The sequence below is a fragment of the Cupriavidus sp. OV096 genome (assembly GCF_900115455.1).
Taxonomy (GTDB): Bacteria; Pseudomonadota; Gammaproteobacteria; order Burkholderiales; family Burkholderiaceae; genus Cupriavidus.
In genome coordinates, this window is the sequence record NZ_FOWM01000005.1 from 396,787 (window position 1) to 415,934 (window position 19,148).

The window sequence follows — 19,148 nt, forward strand, 5'->3', positions numbered from 1 at the left end:
CAGTCAGCGTTGCGCCTGCACCAGCCCGCGGCGCTGGGCCTCGAGGATGGCTTCCACGCGGCTGACCACGCCAAGGTGGCCGAGAATGGCCGCCACGTGCACGCGCACGGTGTTCTCGGACAGCCCCAGGTGATAGGCGATGACCTTGTTCGACCGCCCCAGGTTGAGCTGCCCCAGCACCTCCAACTGGCGCGGCGTGAGCTGGCTCGGCGCATAGTGCGCCGCCTGCGGGGCGCCATTCAGCCCATTCAGGCCATCAAGGCAGCCGCCGTTGCCATCCGTGGCGAAATGCGTGCCGCCGCTCAGGCAGCAGGCAATCGCTTCCTCGATCTCGCGCGCATCGGCGGACTTCGGGAGGAATCCGGCAATGTCCTTGCGCGCCTCGGCTGATATGGCGTCCAGCCCGGAGGTGCCCGAGACGATCAGGAATTTCGCCGTCTGAAAGTGACGCTTAAGTACCTTTACGCCCTCGATCCCGTTCAGGCCCGGCATCTGGATGTCGAGCAGGACGATGTCCACCGGCTTCTCGCCATGCTGCGCCACGGCCTCCATCACCGAACCGGCCTCGATGATCGTATCCACGCTCGGACTGTCCGCCAGCAACAGCTTGAGCCCCGTGCGAAACAGGGTGTGGTCATCGATCAGCAGGAGGCGGGCACGGGGCATGGAACGGCGGGGGGCGGGGGAGGAGACGATTGGACTCGATTCCGGCCAGCTTGTCCATGCGGGGCGTTGCGCAGACGCCCGGCTAGTCCGGAAAGATTATTGGCACTCGCGTGCCGGGGTGCGAGGATCGCCACGTGGACGAATTCCGCGACTTGTCCATACCACTTTGGATACCCACTCCCTCCCGGCAGTGGGTATTTTTTTGGGCTTTTGCTTGTCGACGGTGTGCGGGGCCGGGCTTACGCCGGCAGCAGTCCCGCCGTACGCCCGTGCAGGCCGAGTCGACGATTCTTCATCTCGCCGGCCTGCTGGAAAGGGCGAGCCAATTCCACGGTCTTCGCCCATCCCTCTGAACGAACGAGACGCCGCTCGGATGCCGACGTCCCACGTGGCGCACTGAGCGTGTTGCAGGCTCAGCCTGTGGCATCCTCGAGCGCCGCCTGGTATTGGCCCAGGCAGGCCATGCCGTTCAGGCGGGAGCGTTGCAACAGGGCCCGTTGTGCGAGCGCCGCGTTGCCTGCCTCGCCTCTCCACGCCAGCAGCGCCGGTTCCTGCAAGGCGCGCCCGTACGAAAACGACAGCCGCCAGGGCAGCGGGGCGAGTCGGTTCATCGCATCGAGATTGGCGGTGGCTTCGGAGGGTGTCTGGCCGCCGGACAGGAAGAAAACGCCCGGCACCGCCGCCGGCACCGTGCGCCTGAGTATCTGCACGGTATGCATGGCCACGTCGGCCGCTGCAGCAAGCCCGCACGCCTTGCCGGGCAGCACCATGCTCGGCTTCAGCAGCATGTGCTCGAGCACCACCCTGTGCCGGTGCAAGGCGTGGAAGACTTCGTGCAGCACGGCCTCGGACACCTCGGCGCAACGCGCCATGGTGTGCGCGCCGTCCATCAGCACCTCGGGCTCGACGATCGGCACCACGCCCGCTCCCTGGCAGGTCGCGGCATAGCGCGCTAGCGCGTCCGCGTTCGCTGCGATGGCGAGCCGGCCCGGGAGCGTGTCCGAGATGTTGTACACCGCGCGCCACTTAGCGAAGCGCGCGCCCTGCTGGCGATAGCCCGCGAGCCGCTTCGCCAGCCCATCGAGGCCCTCGGTGATCTCGTCCCCGGGTGCGTGGGCGAGCGCCAGCTTGCCCTTGTCCACCTTGACGCCCGGCACGATGCCCTGGCGCGCCGCCATCTCCGGTAACGGTGTGCCATCGTCGGCGCGCTGGCCCAGCGTTTCCTCGTACAGGATCACGCCACTGATGAATTCGCCGAGCCCCGGCGTGGACAAGAGCAGGCTGCGCCACGCGCGGCGCGTCTCCTCGCTTGATGGGACACCGATGTGCTCGAACCGCTTGGCAATCGTTGGCCCGCTCTCGTCGGCGGCCAGAAGGCCTTTGCCGGCCTGAACCAGCGCATCCATGGTGCTTTGCAATTCGCTTTTTGTATCCATGATGTGCTCCGGGACGCGTGGCATGAGCCCCCACGGCATGGGGTTGTGCTCTTCAGGCGCCTATAAATGTAGGAGACGGCCACGTGTTTGTGAACGATTCACGGAATCCATCTGGCCGGTGGTTGCCGTCAACGGTCAGTCGCCAGAAGCGCCATGTCCTTCCTCACACTGGTCTTCCATGGACGAGCCCGGTTCGCCATGACGGGTGTTCACATTCTTTTGGCGACGTTCGGGTTGGCTGCCTGCGTGTCGACTGGCGTCGATGTGAAGCAGGAACAGTTGTCGTACTTCATGATCGGCTTCTCCACGCTCGACGACGTTACCGGGCAGCTCGGAAATCCGACCTGGCGGGCATCCCTAAGTAGCGGCTCGACGGTCCTGATCTATTCGTTTGCCAGCTCCAGGCCACATCCCGAGAGCTTTCTGCCGTTCATTGGCCCGCTGTTCTCAGGCGGCGAGATTCGGTCGGTGATGGTCCTTTTCGAATTCGACCAAAACGGCGTCCTCCGGAGTCACGGGAGGACGACATCCAGTAGCGTTTCAGGATGGAGCGTGTTGCCGCCCGGCACCCTGCCGTGACGTGGTGCGCTCATGGCGATATTCAACGCCGTGTTCCCATCAATTCAGGGTGCCAACACGCCGGAAGGCGACCAGCATGGCAAGGTCATAGCCGATTTTCAACACACCACAAGCCAGCAATGGCGCTCCAGCCCACCCCATTGCCATGAGCCCACCGGCCAGCACTGGGCCGATCGCGGCAGCCAGGCTGCGCGGCACCGCCGTCAGGCTTGCTGCCGCCGTCCGCTCGGCGGGGGTGACCACCGCCATCACGAATGCCGTCCGTGTTGGTACATCCATTTGAGACAGCGCGCTGCGCGCCAGCAGCAACAGTAACGTCAAGCTCAACGACGGTGCGAACGCGGCGGCAATCAGGAACGCGCTGGAAGGGATATGCGTGAACACCATGGTGTTCAGTAGCCCGATCCTTCGGGCCAGTGGCACAGCGGCGAGCTGGGAAGCCGTGGTAAGCAGCCCGGCCCAGAAGAAGAACTGGCCCGCCGCACCCGGGGACATCCCGAAACGCTGCATCAGCCAAAGCGACAGCAAGGCATTGACGACCAGGCCGCCCGCAAACGCATCGACACTGAACAGCATCGCGAGCCGGATGACGATCTGGCGCGATGGCCCCAACGGCGCGGCCGTCGACATCGACTGCGGATGGGGTTCGGGCAACCTCGCGTAGAGCACCCAGAGCGCCATGCCCGTCAAGGCGTAGACGAGGAACATCAGGCGCATGCCGTCCAGGAAGGACAGGCCGGTATGCCTGCCAAGCCAACCAGGTATCGCTGCGGCCAACGCTCCGAACGCCGCGGAGAGGGAACCCGCAAGTCCGTAGCGCGCGAACAATGCCGTGCGCGCGTCAGGTGTCGCGGCCTCGGCCAGCCGCGCCTGCTCGAGCGGCAGGAACACGCTGACATCCCCCGAGCTCGGGTTCAGCGTGCCGATAAAGGCAACGATCAAGAGCGGCCAGAGCGATGACAGACCCGCAAAGGCCGCCCCGGTGCCGGCCATCAGGGCGGCCGCCAGTATCAGCAGACGGCGCTGCGGAAAGCGGTTCCCGACGAGTCCGACCAGAATGGTCGTCATCGCGGAGCCAATCAGCGTGACGCTGCTGATCAGTCCCACGGCGAGTGGGTCGAAGCCCAGGGCCAGCAGGTACGCGGGCAGCAGTACAGCCACGAATCCATCGCAGAAACCGCGCAACGCCCGCCCGGCGAGCAGCGGCATCACGCCTGCGTCGGTGCCGGGTGGAAAGGCAAGGTCGGAAAGCAATGCGCGAATCATTTGCTGTGCCGCAACACGTCAGTGATGGAGCAACGGATAGGCCACCAGGCCAATCAAGGCCGCAGCCGCGACGATCATGGGTTCGGACAGCTTCTTGAACCTGATCAGCAAGGCGACGGTAAGGAGCGCCAGGAGCGCGGTCGGGATATCGACAATCGAGCGCTTGGCCAGGACGATCACCGCCCCGGTGATGGCGCCGATGGCCGCCGCGGTGACGCCGTCGACGAACGCCAGGATGGCCGGCAACTTCCCGTACTTCTTGAAGTAAGGCGCCGGCAGGACGGTGAACAGGTAGCAAGGCAGGAACGTCGCCGCGGCCGCCACGCAGGCACCAGGCAGGCCCGCAACAAGGTAGCCAATGAAGCCGACGGTGATGACAACCGGGCCGGGCGTAATCATGGCGACCGCCACGGCGTCGACAAATTGCTTGTCGTTCAGCCAGTGATGTTCGGTCACCACGCCGCCATAGAGGAAGGGCACGATGGCAAGCCCGGAGCCGAAGACGAATGCACCGGCCTTGGCAAAGAACACACCGATCTGCGAGAGCAGCGGCCAATCCACGGTACTCAGCATGCCGCTTGCGGCCGGTAATGGGGCTGCCGCGATCGCATTCAGCCTGCCTTGCCGCAGCCACTTTGGCGGTGCGCGCCAGAACCAGACCAGCACCCCGGCCGCGAGGAACAGCCACGCGACCTCCGATTCGGTGATGACCGTGACCGCCACGAGCACCAGATAGATGAACCACAGCAGCTTGTCTTTGCCTACGCTCTTCCTGGTCAGCTTGTAGGCGCTGATCGCGATGATGCCGATCACCGCCGCGCCCACGCCGTAGAACACCGACTGCATCCAGGTGAGACCGCCGAAGCGTACATAGGCCCAGCCGAGCGCCAGCACCATCAGGAATGATGGCAGCACGAAGGCGACGCCGACGAGTGTGGCCCCGAGGATGCGGTAGTGCACGTATCCGAGGTAGATCGCGAGTTGGGCGGCAAGCGGGCCCGGCGCCAGTTGCGCGAGGGCAAGGCCTTCCTTGTAGTCGGCATCGGTAATCCACTGCCGCGCATCGACCAGATCCCGGTGCATATAGCCCGCAAGCGCCACCGGTCCCCCGAAGCCCAAGGTGCCAAGCCGCAGGAAGTACATCACCAGTTGCCGCAGCGTGTAACCGGGGCGTTCGTGCGCAGAAGGGCCGGAAGGGGCGGAAGCAGGCGGCTGGGGTGAGTTCATCTTGGCTTGCGTGGAGAGCGGTCCGGCAGTCTGGGAGCAGGCAACGACCTAGCGTTTGCGCGCGCTGGAAAAGTGCGCATAGAGCGAGTCGAGGACATTCCCTACCTCCTCCAGTAGCGCATCGTCATCGGGCAGGCGCTCGCGTGCGCCTGCCAGTACCGCTTCAAAACCACTGGCCTCCGCAACGGGTGTCCCGCCGATGTCCAGTACGTGAACCATCTGGCCCACGCGCGCCAGTCCCTTGTTCTCGTCGAGCCCGAAGCTGGCGAGCAGCACCTCGAAGGAGACCCGGTCGCCGACATGGGTGAATGTCGCACCATCGAAGTCGAACCCCAGCGCCTCCTTTGGGCATTGGCGAACGTCCTCCAGCCAGAGGAAGTTGGCGTGGGGATCGATAAAGCGCCGGATCAGCCAGGCACAGGCAACGCGGTCCACCCAGAGGTGCCGGCGCGTTGCCCAGCGTCGGCCTTGGTATTGGCTTGGGTCGCGTCTCGGAATGCTGCCCGCCATGCCCTGTGGTTCGCCCGGCGACAGCATGATGTCGATGGCCGCATTGAAATCGCGCCACTGTGCTTCGGCGCGGGCCGAGGCCTCATTCGGGAAGAAGTCGATCTTGCGGATCGCTTCGAATCCACGGCCGTACCGGCGAGCCATGCGTAGGAGGCTTGCTTCGTCCGTTTCCGCCAACGTCGCACGGGCGCGGGAGAGTTCGGCCATCCAGTCGGCGTATTCGGGAGTCCGATCGAACAACGCGCGGTACTCGGCATCTTGCTGTGTGTCGCTGGCCTGCACGGAAATCGTCCAGACCTTGCCATCCTCGCTGGTCGCGTCTGTGGCCAGGGCTTGCAACGGGTCTCGCAAGCCTGCGACGTCGGGCACGACATAGACGCCATCGCGTAATGCCGCCGCGCCCAACGCCTTGATGCCGCGCCAGAATCGCATGCGAGCGGTGGCGGCCGAGGTGGGCAGGCTGACAACCAGCACCACCCAGGGGGAAGCGAATTGAAGAGCAGTCATGCGCCCAGCTTAATGGGTCGTAGGCCCTGCTTCAATGCTGTAGAGATCTCTACAGCCCAATGGTCGCCGCTTATGAAGTCAAGGCGCTGCCAATGGCCCCGCCTCCACATCCCAAGTCCGATCCCCCAAAAACCATCGCGCCGCATGCGGGCCGTGCAAGGTGTGGCGATTACCCGACACGCGGACCCAGTTGCCTTCGGGCAGGCCGAGGACGGGGGTGTCGGGGGAGAGGGTGGTGAACTCGGCCAGGCGCTGGTCGCGGGTTTCGCCACGGAAGCCGGGGATCACGAGGTTGTAGTAGTGCGGGTTGAGCTGGAACGGGATCAGGCCGAGGGCGTCGAGGCCGCCCGGGTCTACCACGGGCATGTCGTTGGTTGTGCGGATGCTGGGCGTGGCGAGGTTGGAGCCGGCACTCCAGCCGATATAGCGCGCGGCGCCGGCGCGCACGCGGGCGGCCATCGGGGCCAGCAGCGCCTGCTGGCGCAGTACCTGGAGCAGCCGGAAGGTATTGCCGCCGCCCACCACGATCAGCGTGGCCGCGTTGACTGCCGCCAGCGGGTCCGCCTCGGCGTGCAGGCCGCGCACGGTGATGCCGATGGGCGCCAGCGCCTCGCGGACCTGTTCGGTGTAGGCGTCCCAGTCACGCGTGACCCCGGCGTAGGGGACGAACAGCGCGTCGGTACGGCCATCGGCCAGTTCCGTGATGGCTGCGTGCGCGTGCACGAGGTAGCCGTCGTCGGAGGTGGAATTGCTCAGCAGCAGGAGATCCATGTCGAAGCAGGTCGTCGTGTTCCGTTATGCGGAACCGCGATCCGGAAGTTGGGTAAGCCGACGATGGTACCCAAGGTGGCGGGCGCATGACAACCGCGCTCCGCTCATCTCCTGTTCATCTCCCTATATCTATTAGTGTGTCTTGCGGTTTCCGGGCCGGATCAGTCGATCAGCCGCCCGTTGGCGTCGAAGAACGGGTGCGCCGGGCCGTAGTCCCCGCTGGCGGCGAGGTGGGTCACCAGCCCGTGGGCCGGGTGCCACCAGTGCAGCAGGTAGCCGGGCGGCTCCATGCGGAAGCGGGAGGCGGCCTGCGGATCGAGGTCCAGCGCCACCTGGTGGGCCGGCCCCGGCGCGGTGATGGCGATGGTGCCGCCAAAGCGCCGCGTGATCTGGCGGTGCAGGTGGCCGCAGACCACGCGCTCCACCTGCGGGTGCCGGGCGATCAGGGCCTCCAGCGCGGCGGCGTTGTCGAGCCCCTGCTGGTCCATATGGCCGATGCCGGTGACAAAGGGCGGATGGTGCAGCATCAGCAGCGTCGGCTGGGCCGGCGGGGCGGCCAGCGTGGCATCGAGCCAGGCCAGTCCTTCGGGTGTCACCCGGCCGCCGGGCTGGCCGGGGACGGTGCAGTCGAAGCCGACCAGCCGCAGCGGGCCCGCCGCCATCGCATAGTGGATGGGCGCCTCGCCGTCGCCGTGGTCGAACAGGTAGGCGTGGTCGGGGAACACCTTGCGCAGCGTGGTGCGGTGGTCGTGGTTGCCGGGCAGCAGCCGCACCGGCATCGGCAGCCGTTGCAGGATGTCGCGCAGGAAGCGGTATTCGTCTTCGCTGCCGAAGTCGATCAGATCGCCGGTAATGATGACCGTATCGGGGATTTGCGGGGCCGCCAGCAGGGTGTCGATGGCCTGATGGAGCGCGCCGGCCGTATCGACCCGCCGATAGGACAGCTTGCCGCCGGCCTTGATATGGAGGTCGCTCAGTTGCGCGACGAGATAGGGGGAAGGAGCGGTCATGCAGCGTCGGGAAGGGTGATCAGGTGGGCGGTGTCGATGCGCAGGCCGACGCGCGCGCCAGCCGGCCAGCCGTCGCGGCGCGCGGTATCGACAATCAGCGGCGTGGCGGCGCCCACGTCCACCAGCAGGCGTGTGTGGTTGCCGAGGAACAGCGCGGTGACCACGGTGCCTTCCACATGGGCGCGATCGGCGCTATCAGCGTGCACCAGCGCCACGTCCTCGGGCCGGAACATCAGCCGCGCGGCTGGCGTCGCGGGGGCGTCGCTGGGCGGCCCCATCGGCACGCTGCCGCCTGGCACGCGCCACAGGCCGGCTTCGGCCTGCGCGGGCAGGTGGTTCATGGTGCCGATGAAGTCCGCCACGAAGGCGTTGGCCGGCGCGCGGTAGATCTCCTGCGGCGTGCCGGACTGGGCGATGCGGCCGCGGTCCATGACGATGATGCGGTCGCCCAGCGCCATCGCCTCGGCCTGGTCGTGGGTGACGTAGACCGCGGTGATATGGAGGCTGCGCAGCAGCTGGTTGATGTCCGCGCGCAGGGCGTCGCGCAGCTTGGCGTCCAGCGCGGTCAGCGGTTCATCGAGCAGCAGCACGCGCGGCTGCACGGCGATGGCGCGCGCCAGGGCCACGCGCTGCCGCTGGCCGCCGGAGAGCTGGTCCACGCGGCGGTCGGCGAACGGCTCGAGGTGCATCATCGATAACATATCGCCGACGCGCCGGCGCTGCGTGGCACCATCCACGCGCCGCACGCGCAGGCCATAGCCGATGTTCTCGGCCACGGTCATGTTGGGGAACAGCGCGTAGTTCTGGAACACCATGCCCACGCCGCGCTGCTCGATCGGCTGGTCGGTCACGCGGGTCTCGCCAAACCAGACCTCGCCACCCGCGTCCGGCTGCTCCAGCCCGGCGATGATGCGCAGCGTGGTGGTCTTGCCGCAGCCGGACGGCCCCAACAGCACCACGGTCTCGGCGGCCCCGATGTCGAGGTCAAGCGGTTGCAGGGCCAGCGTGCCATCCGCGAAGGTCTTGGCGCACTGGCGCAGGCGAATCGGGGTGGGCTCATGCATGGCGGGTCTCGGCGGAGGCGGTTACGGGCGTGGCGGCGGGGAGTGGGGCGGTGGCCGGCTCGGCAGGTTCTGATACATGGCGCCGCGCGCGGGCGCCCATGGCGCTGAACGCCTGCATCGCTACCAGCAGCGGAATGATCATCACGAAGAAGACGATGGTGTAGGCGGAGCCGATCTCCAGCCGCATCGACGCATAGCTGTCTGCCAGCCCCACCGGCAGGGTTTGCGTGGTGGGCGTGTGCAGCATCCAGGTCAGGTTGAACTCGCCCACGGACAGCGTGACCACCATCAGCGCCCCGGCCAGGATGCCCTGCCGGCAGTTCGGCAGCACCACGGTGAAGAAGCGCTGCAGCCGCGTGGCGCCCAGGCTGGCGGCGGCGTCTTCCAGTGTGCGGATGTCGATGGCGGACAGGATGGCCAGCACTGCCCGCACCATGAACGGCAGCGTGAACAGCACGTGGCCGATCAGGATGAACACCCAGCTCGTGCGCAGCGCCTGCCAGCCGCCATAGAGCAGGATCAGCCCCAGCGCGGTGGCCAGCCCCGGCACGGCCACGGGCAGCATCAGCAGTTCCTCGATCAGCCGCGTCACGCGGTTGCGGCGCAGCGCCATGTAGTAGGCGGCAGGCACGCCAATCACCAGCGTGCAGGCGAGGCAGGCGAGCGCAATGCCGAGCGAGAGGAAGATGGTGTTGCGATAGAGCGCCCAGACCTCCAGCAGCCAGCGCGTGGTGAGCCCGCTGGAGAGGCCCACGAAGATGTTGTTGGTCAGCCCGGCCAGCACGGACAGCACCACCGGCACGGTCATGAACAGGCAGACGGCCAGCGTGAGCGCCAGTTGCAGCCAGTAGCCGGCGCGGCGGCGCGGTGCGGTCATCGGCGGTTTCTTCATGGCTTTTTTCGCGGTACTCATGCGGTGGCGGCGACGGCGTCGCCCGAGATCCAGCGCGCCACAGCCAGCAGGGCCCAGGTGACCGCGCCGAGCAGCAGCGAGAGCGCAGCGGCCATGCCGAAGTTGGCGTAGTTGGTGAACTCGTTGTAGATGGTCAGCGGCAGTACGTCGAGCTGCGTGGCGAGCGTGAACGCGGTGCCGAAGGCGCCCATGCTGGTGGCGAAGCAGATCGCCCCGCTGGACAGCATGGCCGGCATCAGCGCTGGCAGCATGACGTCCCGCACCACGCGCCACGGGCTGGCGCCGAGCGACCGTGCGGCTTCCTCGAGCGAGGGGTCGAGCTTCTCCACGGCGGCCATCACGGTCAGGATCACGCGCGGAATCGAGAAATACAGGTAGCCGACGAACAGCCCGGCCAGTCCGTAGGCGAAGGTCCAGCGCTCGCCGACGAGCGCGTCGCCGACCATCGCCAGCAGGCCGTTGCGCCCGCCGAGCATGATGACCATGAAGCCGATCACCACGCCGGGAAAGGCCAGCGGAAAGGTGAGGATGGCCACCAGCACGGGTTTGCCGGGTACGGGGTGGCGCTGGAGGAAGGTGCCGGCGATGCCGGCAATCACCAGCGTGGCCAGCGTGACGGCGGCGGAGAGCGCCACCGTCACCAGCAGGCTATGCAGGTAGCGCGCGCTGGTCAGCACGGTCCAGTAGACGCCCGCGCCCTGCTTGCCGGTGACGCTGACCTCGATCAGGCGCGCCATCGGCAGGCAGAAGAACGCCAAGAAGACCACCAGCGCGGGCAGGGCGAACAGGAACAGCGGGAGAGATCGCTTGGTCATGGCAGTGACGGGGGCGGTTTGGTCCAAGATTGGTGTTCTCCCCTCTCCCGCGAGCGGGAGAGGGGAGAACACACGCGGCAAGCTGCAAATGCTTACCGTACTTCCTTCATGTACTGCTCGCTGAACGCCTTCTGCGCGGCGGCCATCTTGCCGAAATCGACCGGCTTGGCGCGGGCGTAGTCGGCGGCCGGCAGGAAGCGCGCTTCCACGTCCTTCGGCATCGGCACGTTACGCACCGGGCGCAGGTAGGCGTTGGCCCACAGCGCCTGGCCGGCGTCCGACAGCACGAAGTCCAGCACCTTGCGGCCCTCGGCCGGGTGGGGCGCGTTGTTGACCAGGCTCATCACGTACGGCACCACCAGCGAGCCTTCCTTCGGAATCACGAAGGCCACGTTGGCGCGGTCCTTGTAGCGGGCGCGGTAGGCGTTGAAGTCGTAGTCGAGCAGGATCGGGATTTCGCCGGACAGCACGCGGGCGTAGGCGGTCTGCTTCGGCACGATCGGCTGGTTCTTCTGCAGGTCCTTGAAGAACTTGTAGGCCGGCGCGAAGTTGTCCAGCGAGCCGCCGAGGGCCTGGTTCACGGCCACGGCACCCACATAGCCGACGAAGGCGCTGGACGGGTCCAGGTAGCCGATCAGCCCCTTGTACTCCGGCTTGAGCAGGTCGGCCCACGACTGCGGCACGGGCTTGCCGCGCAGCGCATCGACGTTGACCATGAAGCCCAGCGTGCCCGAGTGGATGGCGAACCAGTTGCCCTGCGGGTCTTTCAGGCCCTCGGGGATGTCGGCCCAGTGGGCCGGCTTGTACGGCTGGGTCACGCCGTCGGCCTTGGCCTGGATGCCGAAGGTCACGCCGAGGTAGGTCACGTCCGCCACCGGGCTGGCGCGCTCTGCCACCAGCTGCGCGAGCGCCTGGCCCGAGTTCTTGTTGTCGAGCGGCACCGTCACGCCGGTCTTTTCCTTGATGGCGCGGATCTGCGCGGCCCAGTCGGCCCATTCGGGCGGGCAGTTGTAGCAGATGGCGGTCTGCGCGGCCGCGCCCTGGCTGAAGGCGACGCCGAAGGCGGTGGCCGCCACGGCAGTGGCCAGCCAGCGCAGCGGGCGGCGCCAGGAAAATTGCGTTGTCATGTCAGGCTCCCGGGTTTGAGATCGATTGGATAAGGACAGCAGGGCGGCAGGCGAAACGGTCAGTCAGGCGATCGGTCAGGATGCAGGCGGCGCGGCCACGGTGCCGGCCACGCGCAGCGCGTGGGGCAGCAGGGTCACGCTCGGGGCGGAGGCGGACAGCGCCTCCGGACGCGTGCCGGCGTGCAGGCGCTTGAGCAGCAGGCGCACGGCGGTGGCGCCGATGTCGGTATTGGGCTGCACCACGGTGGCCAGCGGCGGCTCCACCAGTGCGCCGAGCGCGATGCCGTCGTAGCCGAGCACGGAGACGTCGCGCGGCACGCGCAGGCCCAGGCGCTTGAGATCCGAAATCACGCCGATCGCCAGCAGGTCGTTGGTGCAGAAGAACGCGGTGGGCGCGGTGGCGCCGCCCATCAGCGTGCCAATCCGCTCGCTATGGCTGGCGGTATGGGAGGGCAGGTTCACGGGCGGCAGCGGCGGCAGGCCATGGGCGCGCATCGCATCCTCATAGCCGGCAAACCGTTGGCGGGCGCGGTCGGACGCCATGAACGCGCCCGACACCACCGCGATACGCCGATGGCCCGCAGCGATCAGCGCGTTCACACCCTCGCAGGCGCTGGTGCGGTTGTCCACGGAGACCGAGTGCCGCTGGCCGGCCGGGCTGGCCTGGTTGTAGGCCAGCACGTAGGGCACGCCTTCACTGTCGAGCTGGTCGAGCACGGCGCTCTGCGCGGCGTCCGAGACGGTCAGCACCATGCCGTCCACGCGGTGGCGCAGCAAATATTCCACACGTTCGCGCTCGCGGGCGGAGTCGTAGCCGCTGGTCACCAGCATCAGCGAATAGCCGGTGGCCAGCGAGACTTCCTCGATCCCGGCCCAGCATTCGGCGAACACCGCGTTCTCCAGCGTGGGCAGCATCACGCCCAGGATGCGCGTCTGCTGCGAGCGCAGTTTGGCGCCGAGCAGGTTGGGCCGGAAGGCCAGCCGGCGCGCGGCCTCGTGCACGCGCTGGGCGGTGGTCTCCCGCACCAGCTGCGGATGGCTGAACACGCGCGAGGCCGTGGCCAACGAGACTTCGGCGGCCAGCGCCACGTCCGCCAGCGTCACGCCATTGCCGCGTTCGCCTTCGGTATCGGCAGACAGCAAAACGGAACGGCGGGCGTTGGGCATGGGCAGGTTCGGCGGGTAGTCGGCGAGCAATGAAAACGTTTTCATTGAAGCGCCAAAAAATCAGGCGTCAAGGTATTCCGTCGCTGCGGTGCCGCATTTGCGGCAGGCCCGGCGGGCTTGCGCCTGTTGAATCGGGGTGGATTCTCCGGCCGTTTCATGACGCCGCCATGACAGCACCCATGCGCCTTTCGTCACAAAATTGCCACACAAGATCGGGAATATGCCGGACCGGGCGCATGGACCGCCGCCTTGTCGCGGGTACGGCACCGGTGTGACGCAAAGTGCACGCTGCATGGCATCCCCCCTGCAAGTGGGGGATCAAGTTGCGTCTTGGGCGCGCCGTTAGCCAACAGTGGGAGTGGCTTTTGCCCACAGCACGATCCACAGCCAGTTTGAGTGCAAGCCCTTGTCGCGACCTCTGACGCCTACTATTGCCGATTGCCTCGAACACCAACGCCTGCGGCCTGTCTTCCAGCCGATCGGGTCGCTCGCCAATGGCGAGATCATTGGCTACGAGGCCCTGATCCGCGGTCCCGCCGGGACGCCGCTGGAGAGCCCTGTTGCGCTGTTCGCTGAAGCGGCGCGTCTGGGTTGTCTGGTGCGGCTCGAGCGGCTGGCGTCACGCATCTGTATTGCCGCGTTCATGCGCGCCGGGCTCCCCGGCAAGCTCTTCATCAACTACAGCGCGGATTCGATTCGCGAGGTGGACAGCCATCGCGACGAAGTGCGCGCCTTCCTGAAAACCCACGGCATTACTTCGGACCGCATCGTCATCGAACTGACCGAGCAGGCCCCGCTGGGCTCGCTGGATAGCCTGTCGCGGGCGGTGGAGTCCATCCGTGGGCGCGGCGCCCAGTTCGCGCTGGACGACTACGGCACCGGCCACGCCAGCCTGGGGCAGTGGATCGCCCTGAAACCTGATTACGTGAAGATCGCCCGCGTGGTGGTGGATGGCGTGGCGACGTCGCCGTTCCAGTTGGAGGCGCTGCGCGCCATACGCCGGCTGGCCGATAGCAGCGGCACGGCGCTGGTGGCGGAGGGTATCGAGCAGGAAGCGGATCTGCGCATCTGCCGCGACCTTGGCATCGACTACGCGCAGGGCTACCTGCTGGCACGGCCCACGGCCGAGCCGCCGCTGACGATTTCGGAAGACGCCTTGCGCGTGATCCGTTCCGGCCCGGTGGAGGTGTTGCCGGGCGACAAGGTGTCCGAGCCGGGCACCGACCCAGCCATGCGCCTGCGGTCCGGCGAGTAAGCCCGGCCGTCCTTAGCGGACGGGCGCCGGCGCCATCGACGGGCCCGCAGGGAGCGGGGAGGGTGCGCTGGGTCCGATCGGCGCGCCTGGCGCAGAAGCCATCACCGGTTCTGGCTCCGATGCCGGGATGACCTCGACGACTTCATTGGCATCGAGCGCCATGCCGGGCTCGGCGGCTTCCCCGTGCTCGGTATTTGCCCCGCCTGCCTGACTGTTCCCAGCCATCGCCGCAGAGGCACCAGTTCCCCCCGAACCTCCCGAACCTCCGGATGGCATGGCCTCCGCCTCCGTGGCCGGCAGTACCGGCCGGCGCGGCGACGGGCGCGGGGTGGCCGGCGCCTGATCAGACTTGTTCGAAGCGAACAGCCGCTGGAACCAGCCACGCACCTGCCCCGTGATCGACGTGTACCAGGTCTTCTCGTCCGCCTCCGCAAACCGCGCGCGGCCGTCGATGACCCGCGTGCGTAGCGCGCGCTGGTAGAAATCGCCGACGATGGGCAGCGCGCTATGGGCGCCCTGGCCCCAGTAGTCGCTACGCAGCGTCACGCGGCTGTCGTTGAAGCCCACCCAGGCGCCCGCCACCAATTGCGGGTGCATCAGGATGAACCAGCCGTCGGCGTTGTCCTGCGTGGTGCCGGTCTTGCCGGCCACGTCGGCGCGGATGCCGTAGCGGCTGCGGATGGCGGTGCCGGTGCCGCGGTCGATCACATCGCGCATCACATCGACCAGCGTCTCGGTGGCCGTGGCCGACAGCGCACGCTCGGGCGACGGCTCGCGGAACTGCGCCAGCACATTGCCTTCGCGGTCCTCGATGCGCGTGACCATGGTCGGCGCGATGTACAGGCCGCCGTTGGCGATGGTGCCGTAGGCCGACACCATCTCCTTGAGTGTGACCGGGCTGGTGCCCAGCGCCAGCGACGGTACGGCATCGAGCTTGCTCTCGCGCACGCCCATGGCCCGCGCCAGCCGCGCCACGCGGTCTGGCCCCACGGCCTGCACCAGTTGCGCGGTGATGGTGTTCTTCGAGTAGACCAGCCCGTCGCGCAGGCTCAGGGCGCGGCCCGTGGCGGGGGACTCGTCGGTCGGGCGCCAGATCTCGCCGCCGGCCAGTTGCATTTCCACCGGGTTGTCGAACAGCGTTTCCTCGGGGGCGTGGCCGTGCGCGAAGGCTTCGCCGTAGACGAAAGGCTTGAACGTGGAGCCCGGCTGGCGGCGCGCCTGGGCCACGTGGTCGAAGGCATCGACCGTGAAGTCCCGGCTGCCGACCCAGGCGCGGATGGCGCCCGTGGACGGGTCCAGCGCCATGAAGCCGGCCTGCACGCGCGTCTTCTGCTGGCGCAGCGCCTGCATGAACGCGCGGTCGGCGAAGAGACGCTTGAGCGCGTCCTCCTCGCTCTGGCCGCTGGCGACGGCGTTGCGGAACTCGGGCGTCTCCCGCACGAAGGCCTGCACCAGCGCCCGGCTTTCCGCCCAGCCCGCGCGCGGCGCCCAGGCCGCGTTGGCAATCGACTGAAGCTGGTTGCCCTGGCGCGTGACCGCCTGGTTGGCCATGGCCTGGAGGCGCGAATCGATGGTCGTACGGACGACCAGCCCATCGGTATAGAGGTTGTAGTCGTTGCGATCGGCCCAGCCGATCAGCCATTTGCGTAGCTGCTGGGCGAAGTGGGCGGCCGGGCCGGGGGCCTCGGTCTGGCGCTCGAAGTCGATCCGCAATGGCCGTTTCCTGAGCGTCTCGAAGCGGCCGGCGTCGAGCTTGCCGCGCTTGACCATCTGCGCCAGCACGATGTTGCGCCGCTCCAGCGCGCGCTCGGGGTTCAGCACCGGGTTGTAGTAGCTGTTGCCCTTGAGCATGCCGATCAGCGTGGCGGCTTCCAGCACGTCGAGCTTGTCGGCGGATTTGTCGAAATAGGTGCGCGCGGCCATCTCGATGCCGAACGCGTTGTACAGGAAGGGCACCGTATTGAGATACGTCTCAAGGATCTCGTCCTTGGAATACAGCGCCTCGATCTTGAACGCGGTGATCGCTTCCTTGAGCTTGCGCGTCATCGTCGGCGCACGGCCGATGTCTTCGGGATAGCGGTTGCGGGCCAGCTGCTGCGTGATGGTGGAGCCGCCCTGGCGGTCGCCCGAGAAGGTGTGGAACGCGGCGGAGGCGGTGCGGCGCCAGTCCAGCCCGTGGTGCTGGTAGAAGCGGTGGTCCTCGGTGGCGATCAGCGCATCGATGACATTGGGGGAGATGTCCTTGAGCCCGACCCAGTCGCGGTTGGCCCAGCGGTAGACGGCCAGTTCCTTGCCATCGGCGGAGAGTACCTGCGCTGGCTGTTCGGACTTGGCCTTGCGGATGTCGCTGATGCCCGGCGTGAACGGAATCAGGACCAGCAGATAAAGCAGGAACAGCGCCGGGATGGCCGCGAGGCCCAGCAGGACTTCGCGCCGGGTGGGACGGCGCAGCCGCTGGATTGCCGGTTGCAGGACGGGCAGCCACCGCGATTGCAGGTGGGTGCGCAGTCGAGCCAGCGGGGCGGCAAGCCTTGGCTTGATAGGTCTTCTGATGGGGTCCAGGGGCATGACGCAGGCATGTTGCGTCCGCATCACATCCGGTCCGCTCACACGCCAATCTCGAAAGGTGTGAATCCTACCAAAACCCGGGTCGGGAAAACCCGGATTTTGCATGTTTTGCGTGCGCGTATCCCCCGGTAGTGGGGTGTTGCAGTAATGCCTACGACACATTCATTTCATATTGGGTTGTAACAATCCGCCTCGCCCCCCAAAGACCCGCACGGGCATCTGGTCCAGCAAGGCGCCGCCGCGCGCCTGCCGCGACCGGAACGGGGAAGCATCTCAATGTCTTAACAAAACGAGAAACCACAGTGAAGAAAGCTCTATTTGCCCTGGCGGCAGCCGCTACCTGCGCAACGTCCGGCGCAGCCCTCGCCCAGTCCGCATCCAACGTCACGCTGTATGGCATCGTCGACGCCGGCGTAGAAGTGGCGACCCACGTGCCGGGCGGCAATGGTCAGACGGCCGTGCGCATGAACTCGGGCAACCTGTCCGGCTCGCGCTGGGGCCTGCGTGGCGTGGAAGACCTCGGTGGCGGCCTGAAGGGCATCTTCACCCTGGAATCGGGCTTCGATATTGACACCGGCGTGTCCGGCCAGGGCAACCGCCTGTTCGGTCGCCAGGCTTTCGTCGGCCTGCAAGGCAGCTTCGGCGCCGTGACCCTGGGTCGCCAGCAGAACTCGCTGTACGACCTGTTCGGTGCCTATGACCCGATGGGCGTGGGCCCGCGCTACTCGCTGAACAGCGTCGATTCGGGCTTCAACGGCCGCGCCGACAACGCCCTGAAGTACACCGGCAAGTTCGGCGGCCTGACCGCCACGGCCTTCTACAGCACGGGCCGTGACGCCGTGGCTGGCTCGCCGGGCGAACTGCCGGGCGACTACAAGGCTGGCCGCAACGTGGGCGCAGGCGTGGCCTACACCGCCGGCGGCTTCTCGATCGGCACGGCGTATGACCAGTACCAGGGCGCCACGTCGGCTACGTCCGACCGCGCTGCCAAGCGCCTGGCCGTGGGCTCGTCGTACGACTTCGGCGTGGCCAAGGTGTTTGCCGGCTACCGCTGGATGCGCGATGACGGCATCGCTACCGCAGCCACGGCAGCGACCCGCAGCAACGTCTACTGGCTCGGCGGCCTGTACCGCGTGACGCCGGCCCTGTCGCTGACCGGCGCCGCGTACTACACCGATGCCAACGACAGCGGCAACGATCCGTGGATGTTTGTCCTGTCGGCCGACTACTCGTTCTCGAAGCGTACGGACGCTTACCTGAACGTTGGCTACGTGCGCAACAAGGGCACGTCCAACCTGGGCCTGAGCGGAGTTGGCACGGCTGTGGCCGGCCAGAACCAGACCGGCGCAGTCGTCGGCGTGCGTCATCGCTTCTAAGCACCACGTTTGAGCGAGAGCCGGCAGGCGAGGCCTTTCCCCTCGTCCTGCCGGAAAGCACAACGCCCCTTACCCGGCTTGGCGGGAAGGGGCGTTCTGCTTTTTGTGTTCGGTATTGGGGGCGGCGCGGAAATGGATCAGATGGGACGGGCGTGGCTCGCGTCCTCGGCGCGCAGGCGCTCCAGCGCCTTGGTCAACATCGCACCCTCTTCGGCTTCAGCGGTGTGGCACAGCGTGTTGATGGCCTGATGCAACTGCGTCTTGTCGTGCGGCGACAACATGTCGGCGGCTTCCATGGCCTCCAGCTCCTTGCCAACGCGCTTGGCAAGCTTACGCACGAATTCCGGGTCGAGCTGCCCCTGGCTGGCACCATGGGCAAGGTGATAGACGAGGGCAGCTAGGCCCTCTGGTGTCGTTTCCGTCACGGCAATGGGATGGCGTTTCATGGCAACTCCGAGTTAAGGGCCGTTTCATTCTAACGATGGATCAGGTCGCGTAGTTTTCGAAATTTGCGTCAGCAGACAGTGGATGTGCGCGATGCTGCCCCACTGCGACTTATTACGGAAATATTGCGTGCGCAGAATGTCATCTTGTCGCGTCCGCTGTATATATCGCACTGAATAATGCGACCGGAGGGGTTGCCACGGGTCCGACAAAACACCGCCTGACCGATATCCACGACAAGCCATAGAGCTACGGGATGGGTCGGGTGGATTGCCAAGCAAGCGGGGAATCGGAGCCGTCCTAAGGACGGCTCTATTTGTTTGTGCGCCGGCACATTTCCATTGCAGTCCCACGACGATTCGGAAGCCGCCGCGGGAAACTCCCCGCACGCCGCGCGAATTCAGAGAACTGCTATAGACCGCCTCAATCGCGTCACGTGATGCTGTG

General features: G+C 66.8%; 17 protein-coding genes. 3 read left to right on the forward strand and 14 right to left on the reverse strand.

From position 1 onward, the window contains the following. Positions 1 to 3: 3 nt before the first annotated feature. Positions 4 to 666 carry a response regulator transcription factor gene (locus tag BM115_RS14750; protein WP_092295038.1) on the reverse strand — a complete coding sequence of 221 codons (663 nt, stop codon included), beginning with the start codon at positions 664 to 666 and terminating at the stop codon, positions 4 to 6. Positions 667 to 1,079: 413 nt separating this feature from the next. Beyond that, positions 1,080 to 2,102: a class I fructose-bisphosphate aldolase gene (locus tag BM115_RS14755; RefSeq protein WP_092295040.1), complete on the reverse strand. Its 1,023-nt coding sequence runs from the start codon at positions 2,100 to 2,102 to the stop codon at positions 1,080 to 1,082. A 198-nt stretch (positions 2,103 to 2,300) separates the two neighbouring features. Between BM115_RS14755 and BM115_RS14760 the strand changes: the two genes are divergently transcribed. Then, positions 2,301 to 2,681, forward strand: a complete 381-nt coding sequence (locus BM115_RS14760; protein WP_092295119.1) for a hypothetical protein — start codon at positions 2,301 to 2,303, stop codon at positions 2,679 to 2,681. A gap of 39 nt (positions 2,682 to 2,720) precedes the next feature. On the opposite strand, the gene BM115_RS14765 is transcribed toward BM115_RS14760, so the two are convergent. From BM115_RS14765 to BM115_RS14810, 10 genes are all read right to left on the reverse strand, one after another. Beyond that, positions 2,721 to 3,947: an MFS transporter gene (locus tag BM115_RS14765; protein ID WP_092295042.1), complete on the reverse strand. Its 1,227-nt coding sequence runs from the start codon at positions 3,945 to 3,947 to the stop codon at positions 2,721 to 2,723. An 18-nt stretch (positions 3,948 to 3,965) separates the two neighbouring features. Continuing rightward, complete coding sequence (locus BM115_RS14770) at positions 3,966 to 5,174, reverse strand: chromate transporter (protein ID WP_092295044.1); 1,209 nt, start codon at positions 5,172 to 5,174, stop codon at positions 3,966 to 3,968. Positions 5,175 to 5,222: 48 nt separating this feature from the next. Beyond that, positions 5,223 to 6,191, reverse strand: coding sequence for a chromate resistance protein ChrB domain-containing protein (locus BM115_RS14775; RefSeq protein ID WP_092295046.1), 969 nt, complete (start codon positions 6,189 to 6,191; stop codon positions 5,223 to 5,225). A 78-nt stretch (positions 6,192 to 6,269) separates the two neighbouring features. Next, positions 6,270 to 6,962, reverse strand: coding sequence for a dipeptidase PepE (gene pepE, locus BM115_RS14780; RefSeq protein WP_092295048.1), 693 nt, complete (start codon positions 6,960 to 6,962; stop codon positions 6,270 to 6,272). A gap of 161 nt (positions 6,963 to 7,123) precedes the next feature. Next, a complete protein-coding gene (locus tag BM115_RS14785; protein ID WP_092295049.1) occupies positions 7,124 to 7,972 on the reverse strand; it encodes a phosphodiesterase in 849 nt (282 codons plus the stop codon). Then, complete coding sequence (locus tag BM115_RS14790; protein ID WP_092295051.1) at positions 7,969 to 9,036, reverse strand: ABC transporter ATP-binding protein; 1,068 nt, start codon at positions 9,034 to 9,036, stop codon at positions 7,969 to 7,971. The genes BM115_RS14785 and BM115_RS14790 overlap by 4 nt, the downstream gene beginning before the upstream one ends. Then, entirely contained in the window at positions 9,029 to 9,913 is an 885-nt protein-coding gene (locus BM115_RS14795; protein WP_092295121.1) for an ABC transporter permease, read from the reverse strand. The genes BM115_RS14790 and BM115_RS14795 overlap by 8 nt, the downstream gene beginning before the upstream one ends. 32 nt (positions 9,914 to 9,945) lie before the next feature. Next, positions 9,946 to 10,764, reverse strand: a complete 819-nt coding sequence (locus BM115_RS14800; RefSeq protein ID WP_092295123.1) for an ABC transporter permease — start codon at positions 10,762 to 10,764, stop codon at positions 9,946 to 9,948. A gap of 92 nt (positions 10,765 to 10,856) precedes the next feature. Next, on the reverse strand, positions 10,857 to 11,891 hold the full coding sequence (locus BM115_RS14805) for an ABC transporter substrate-binding protein (protein WP_092295053.1): 1,035 nt from the start codon (positions 11,889 to 11,891) through the stop codon (positions 10,857 to 10,859). A 75-nt stretch (positions 11,892 to 11,966) separates the two neighbouring features. Next, positions 11,967 to 13,058: a substrate-binding domain-containing protein gene (locus BM115_RS14810; protein WP_092295125.1), complete on the reverse strand. Its 1,092-nt coding sequence runs from the start codon at positions 13,056 to 13,058 to the stop codon at positions 11,967 to 11,969. A 406-nt stretch (positions 13,059 to 13,464) separates the two neighbouring features. Here BM115_RS14810 and BM115_RS14815 point away from each other — a divergent pair, with 406 nt between their 5' ends. Then, the gene (locus BM115_RS14815; protein WP_255370827.1) at positions 13,465 to 14,313 is read left to right on the forward strand and encodes an EAL domain-containing protein; all 849 of its coding nucleotides are present in this window, start codon (positions 13,465 to 13,467) and stop codon (positions 14,311 to 14,313) included. Between the two features lie 12 nt (positions 14,314 to 14,325). Here the strand turns inward: BM115_RS14815 and BM115_RS14820 are convergent, their stop codons facing one another. Continuing rightward, the gene (locus tag BM115_RS14820) at positions 14,326 to 16,881 is read right to left on the reverse strand and encodes a penicillin-binding protein 1A (RefSeq protein ID WP_092295129.1); all 2,556 of its coding nucleotides are present in this window, start codon (positions 16,879 to 16,881) and stop codon (positions 14,326 to 14,328) included. Positions 16,882 to 17,183: 302 nt separating this feature from the next. Between BM115_RS14820 and BM115_RS14825 the strand changes: the two genes are divergently transcribed. Continuing rightward, a complete protein-coding gene (locus BM115_RS14825) occupies positions 17,184 to 18,257 on the forward strand; it encodes a porin (protein WP_092295055.1) in 1,074 nt (357 codons plus the stop codon). Between the two features lie 137 nt (positions 18,258 to 18,394). On the opposite strand, the gene BM115_RS14830 is transcribed toward BM115_RS14825, so the two are convergent. Beyond that, entirely contained in the window at positions 18,395 to 18,703 is a 309-nt protein-coding gene (locus BM115_RS14830) for a hypothetical protein (RefSeq protein ID WP_092295057.1), read from the reverse strand. Between the last annotated feature and the right edge of the window lie 445 nt (positions 18,704 to 19,148).

Bases quoted from the DNA above. Each gene is read 5' to 3' on its own strand.
- BM115_RS14750 (WP_092295038.1), bottom strand. From the start codon at position 666: ATGCCCCGTGCCCGCCTCCTGCTGATCGATGACCACACCCTGTTTCGC.
- BM115_RS14755 (WP_092295040.1), bottom strand. From the start codon at position 2,102: ATGGATACAAAAAGCGAATTGCAAAGCACCATGGATGCGCTGGTTCAG.
- BM115_RS14760 (WP_092295119.1), top strand. From the start codon at position 2,301: ATGACGGGTGTTCACATTCTTTTGGCGACGTTCGGGTTGGCTGCCTGC.
- BM115_RS14765 (WP_092295042.1), bottom strand. From the start codon at position 3,947: ATGATTCGCGCATTGCTTTCCGACCTTGCCTTTCCACCCGGCACCGAC.
- BM115_RS14770 (WP_092295044.1), bottom strand. From the start codon at position 5,174: ATGAACTCACCCCAGCCGCCTGCTTCCGCCCCTTCCGGCCCTTCTGCG.
- BM115_RS14775 (WP_092295046.1), bottom strand. From the start codon at position 6,191: ATGACTGCTCTTCAATTCGCTTCCCCCTGGGTGGTGCTGGTTGTCAGC.
- pepE (WP_092295048.1), bottom strand. From the start codon at position 6,962: ATGGATCTCCTGCTGCTGAGCAATTCCACCTCCGACGACGGCTACCTC.
- BM115_RS14785 (WP_092295049.1), bottom strand. From the start codon at position 7,972: ATGACCGCTCCTTCCCCCTATCTCGTCGCGCAACTGAGCGACCTCCAT.
- BM115_RS14790 (WP_092295051.1), bottom strand. From the start codon at position 9,036: ATGCATGAGCCCACCCCGATTCGCCTGCGCCAGTGCGCCAAGACCTTC.
- BM115_RS14795 (WP_092295121.1), bottom strand. From the start codon at position 9,913: ATGACCGCACCGCGCCGCCGCGCCGGCTACTGGCTGCAACTGGCGCTC.
- BM115_RS14800 (WP_092295123.1), bottom strand. From the start codon at position 10,764: ATGACCAAGCGATCTCTCCCGCTGTTCCTGTTCGCCCTGCCCGCGCTG.
- BM115_RS14805 (WP_092295053.1), bottom strand. From the start codon at position 11,891: ATGACAACGCAATTTTCCTGGCGCCGCCCGCTGCGCTGGCTGGCCACT.
- BM115_RS14810 (WP_092295125.1), bottom strand. From the start codon at position 13,058: ATGCCCAACGCCCGCCGTTCCGTTTTGCTGTCTGCCGATACCGAAGGC.
- BM115_RS14820 (WP_092295129.1), bottom strand. From the start codon at position 16,881: ATGCCCCTGGACCCCATCAGAAGACCTATCAAGCCAAGGCTTGCCGCC.
- BM115_RS14830 (WP_092295057.1), bottom strand. From the start codon at position 18,703: ATGAAACGCCATCCCATTGCCGTGACGGAAACGACACCAGAGGGCCTA.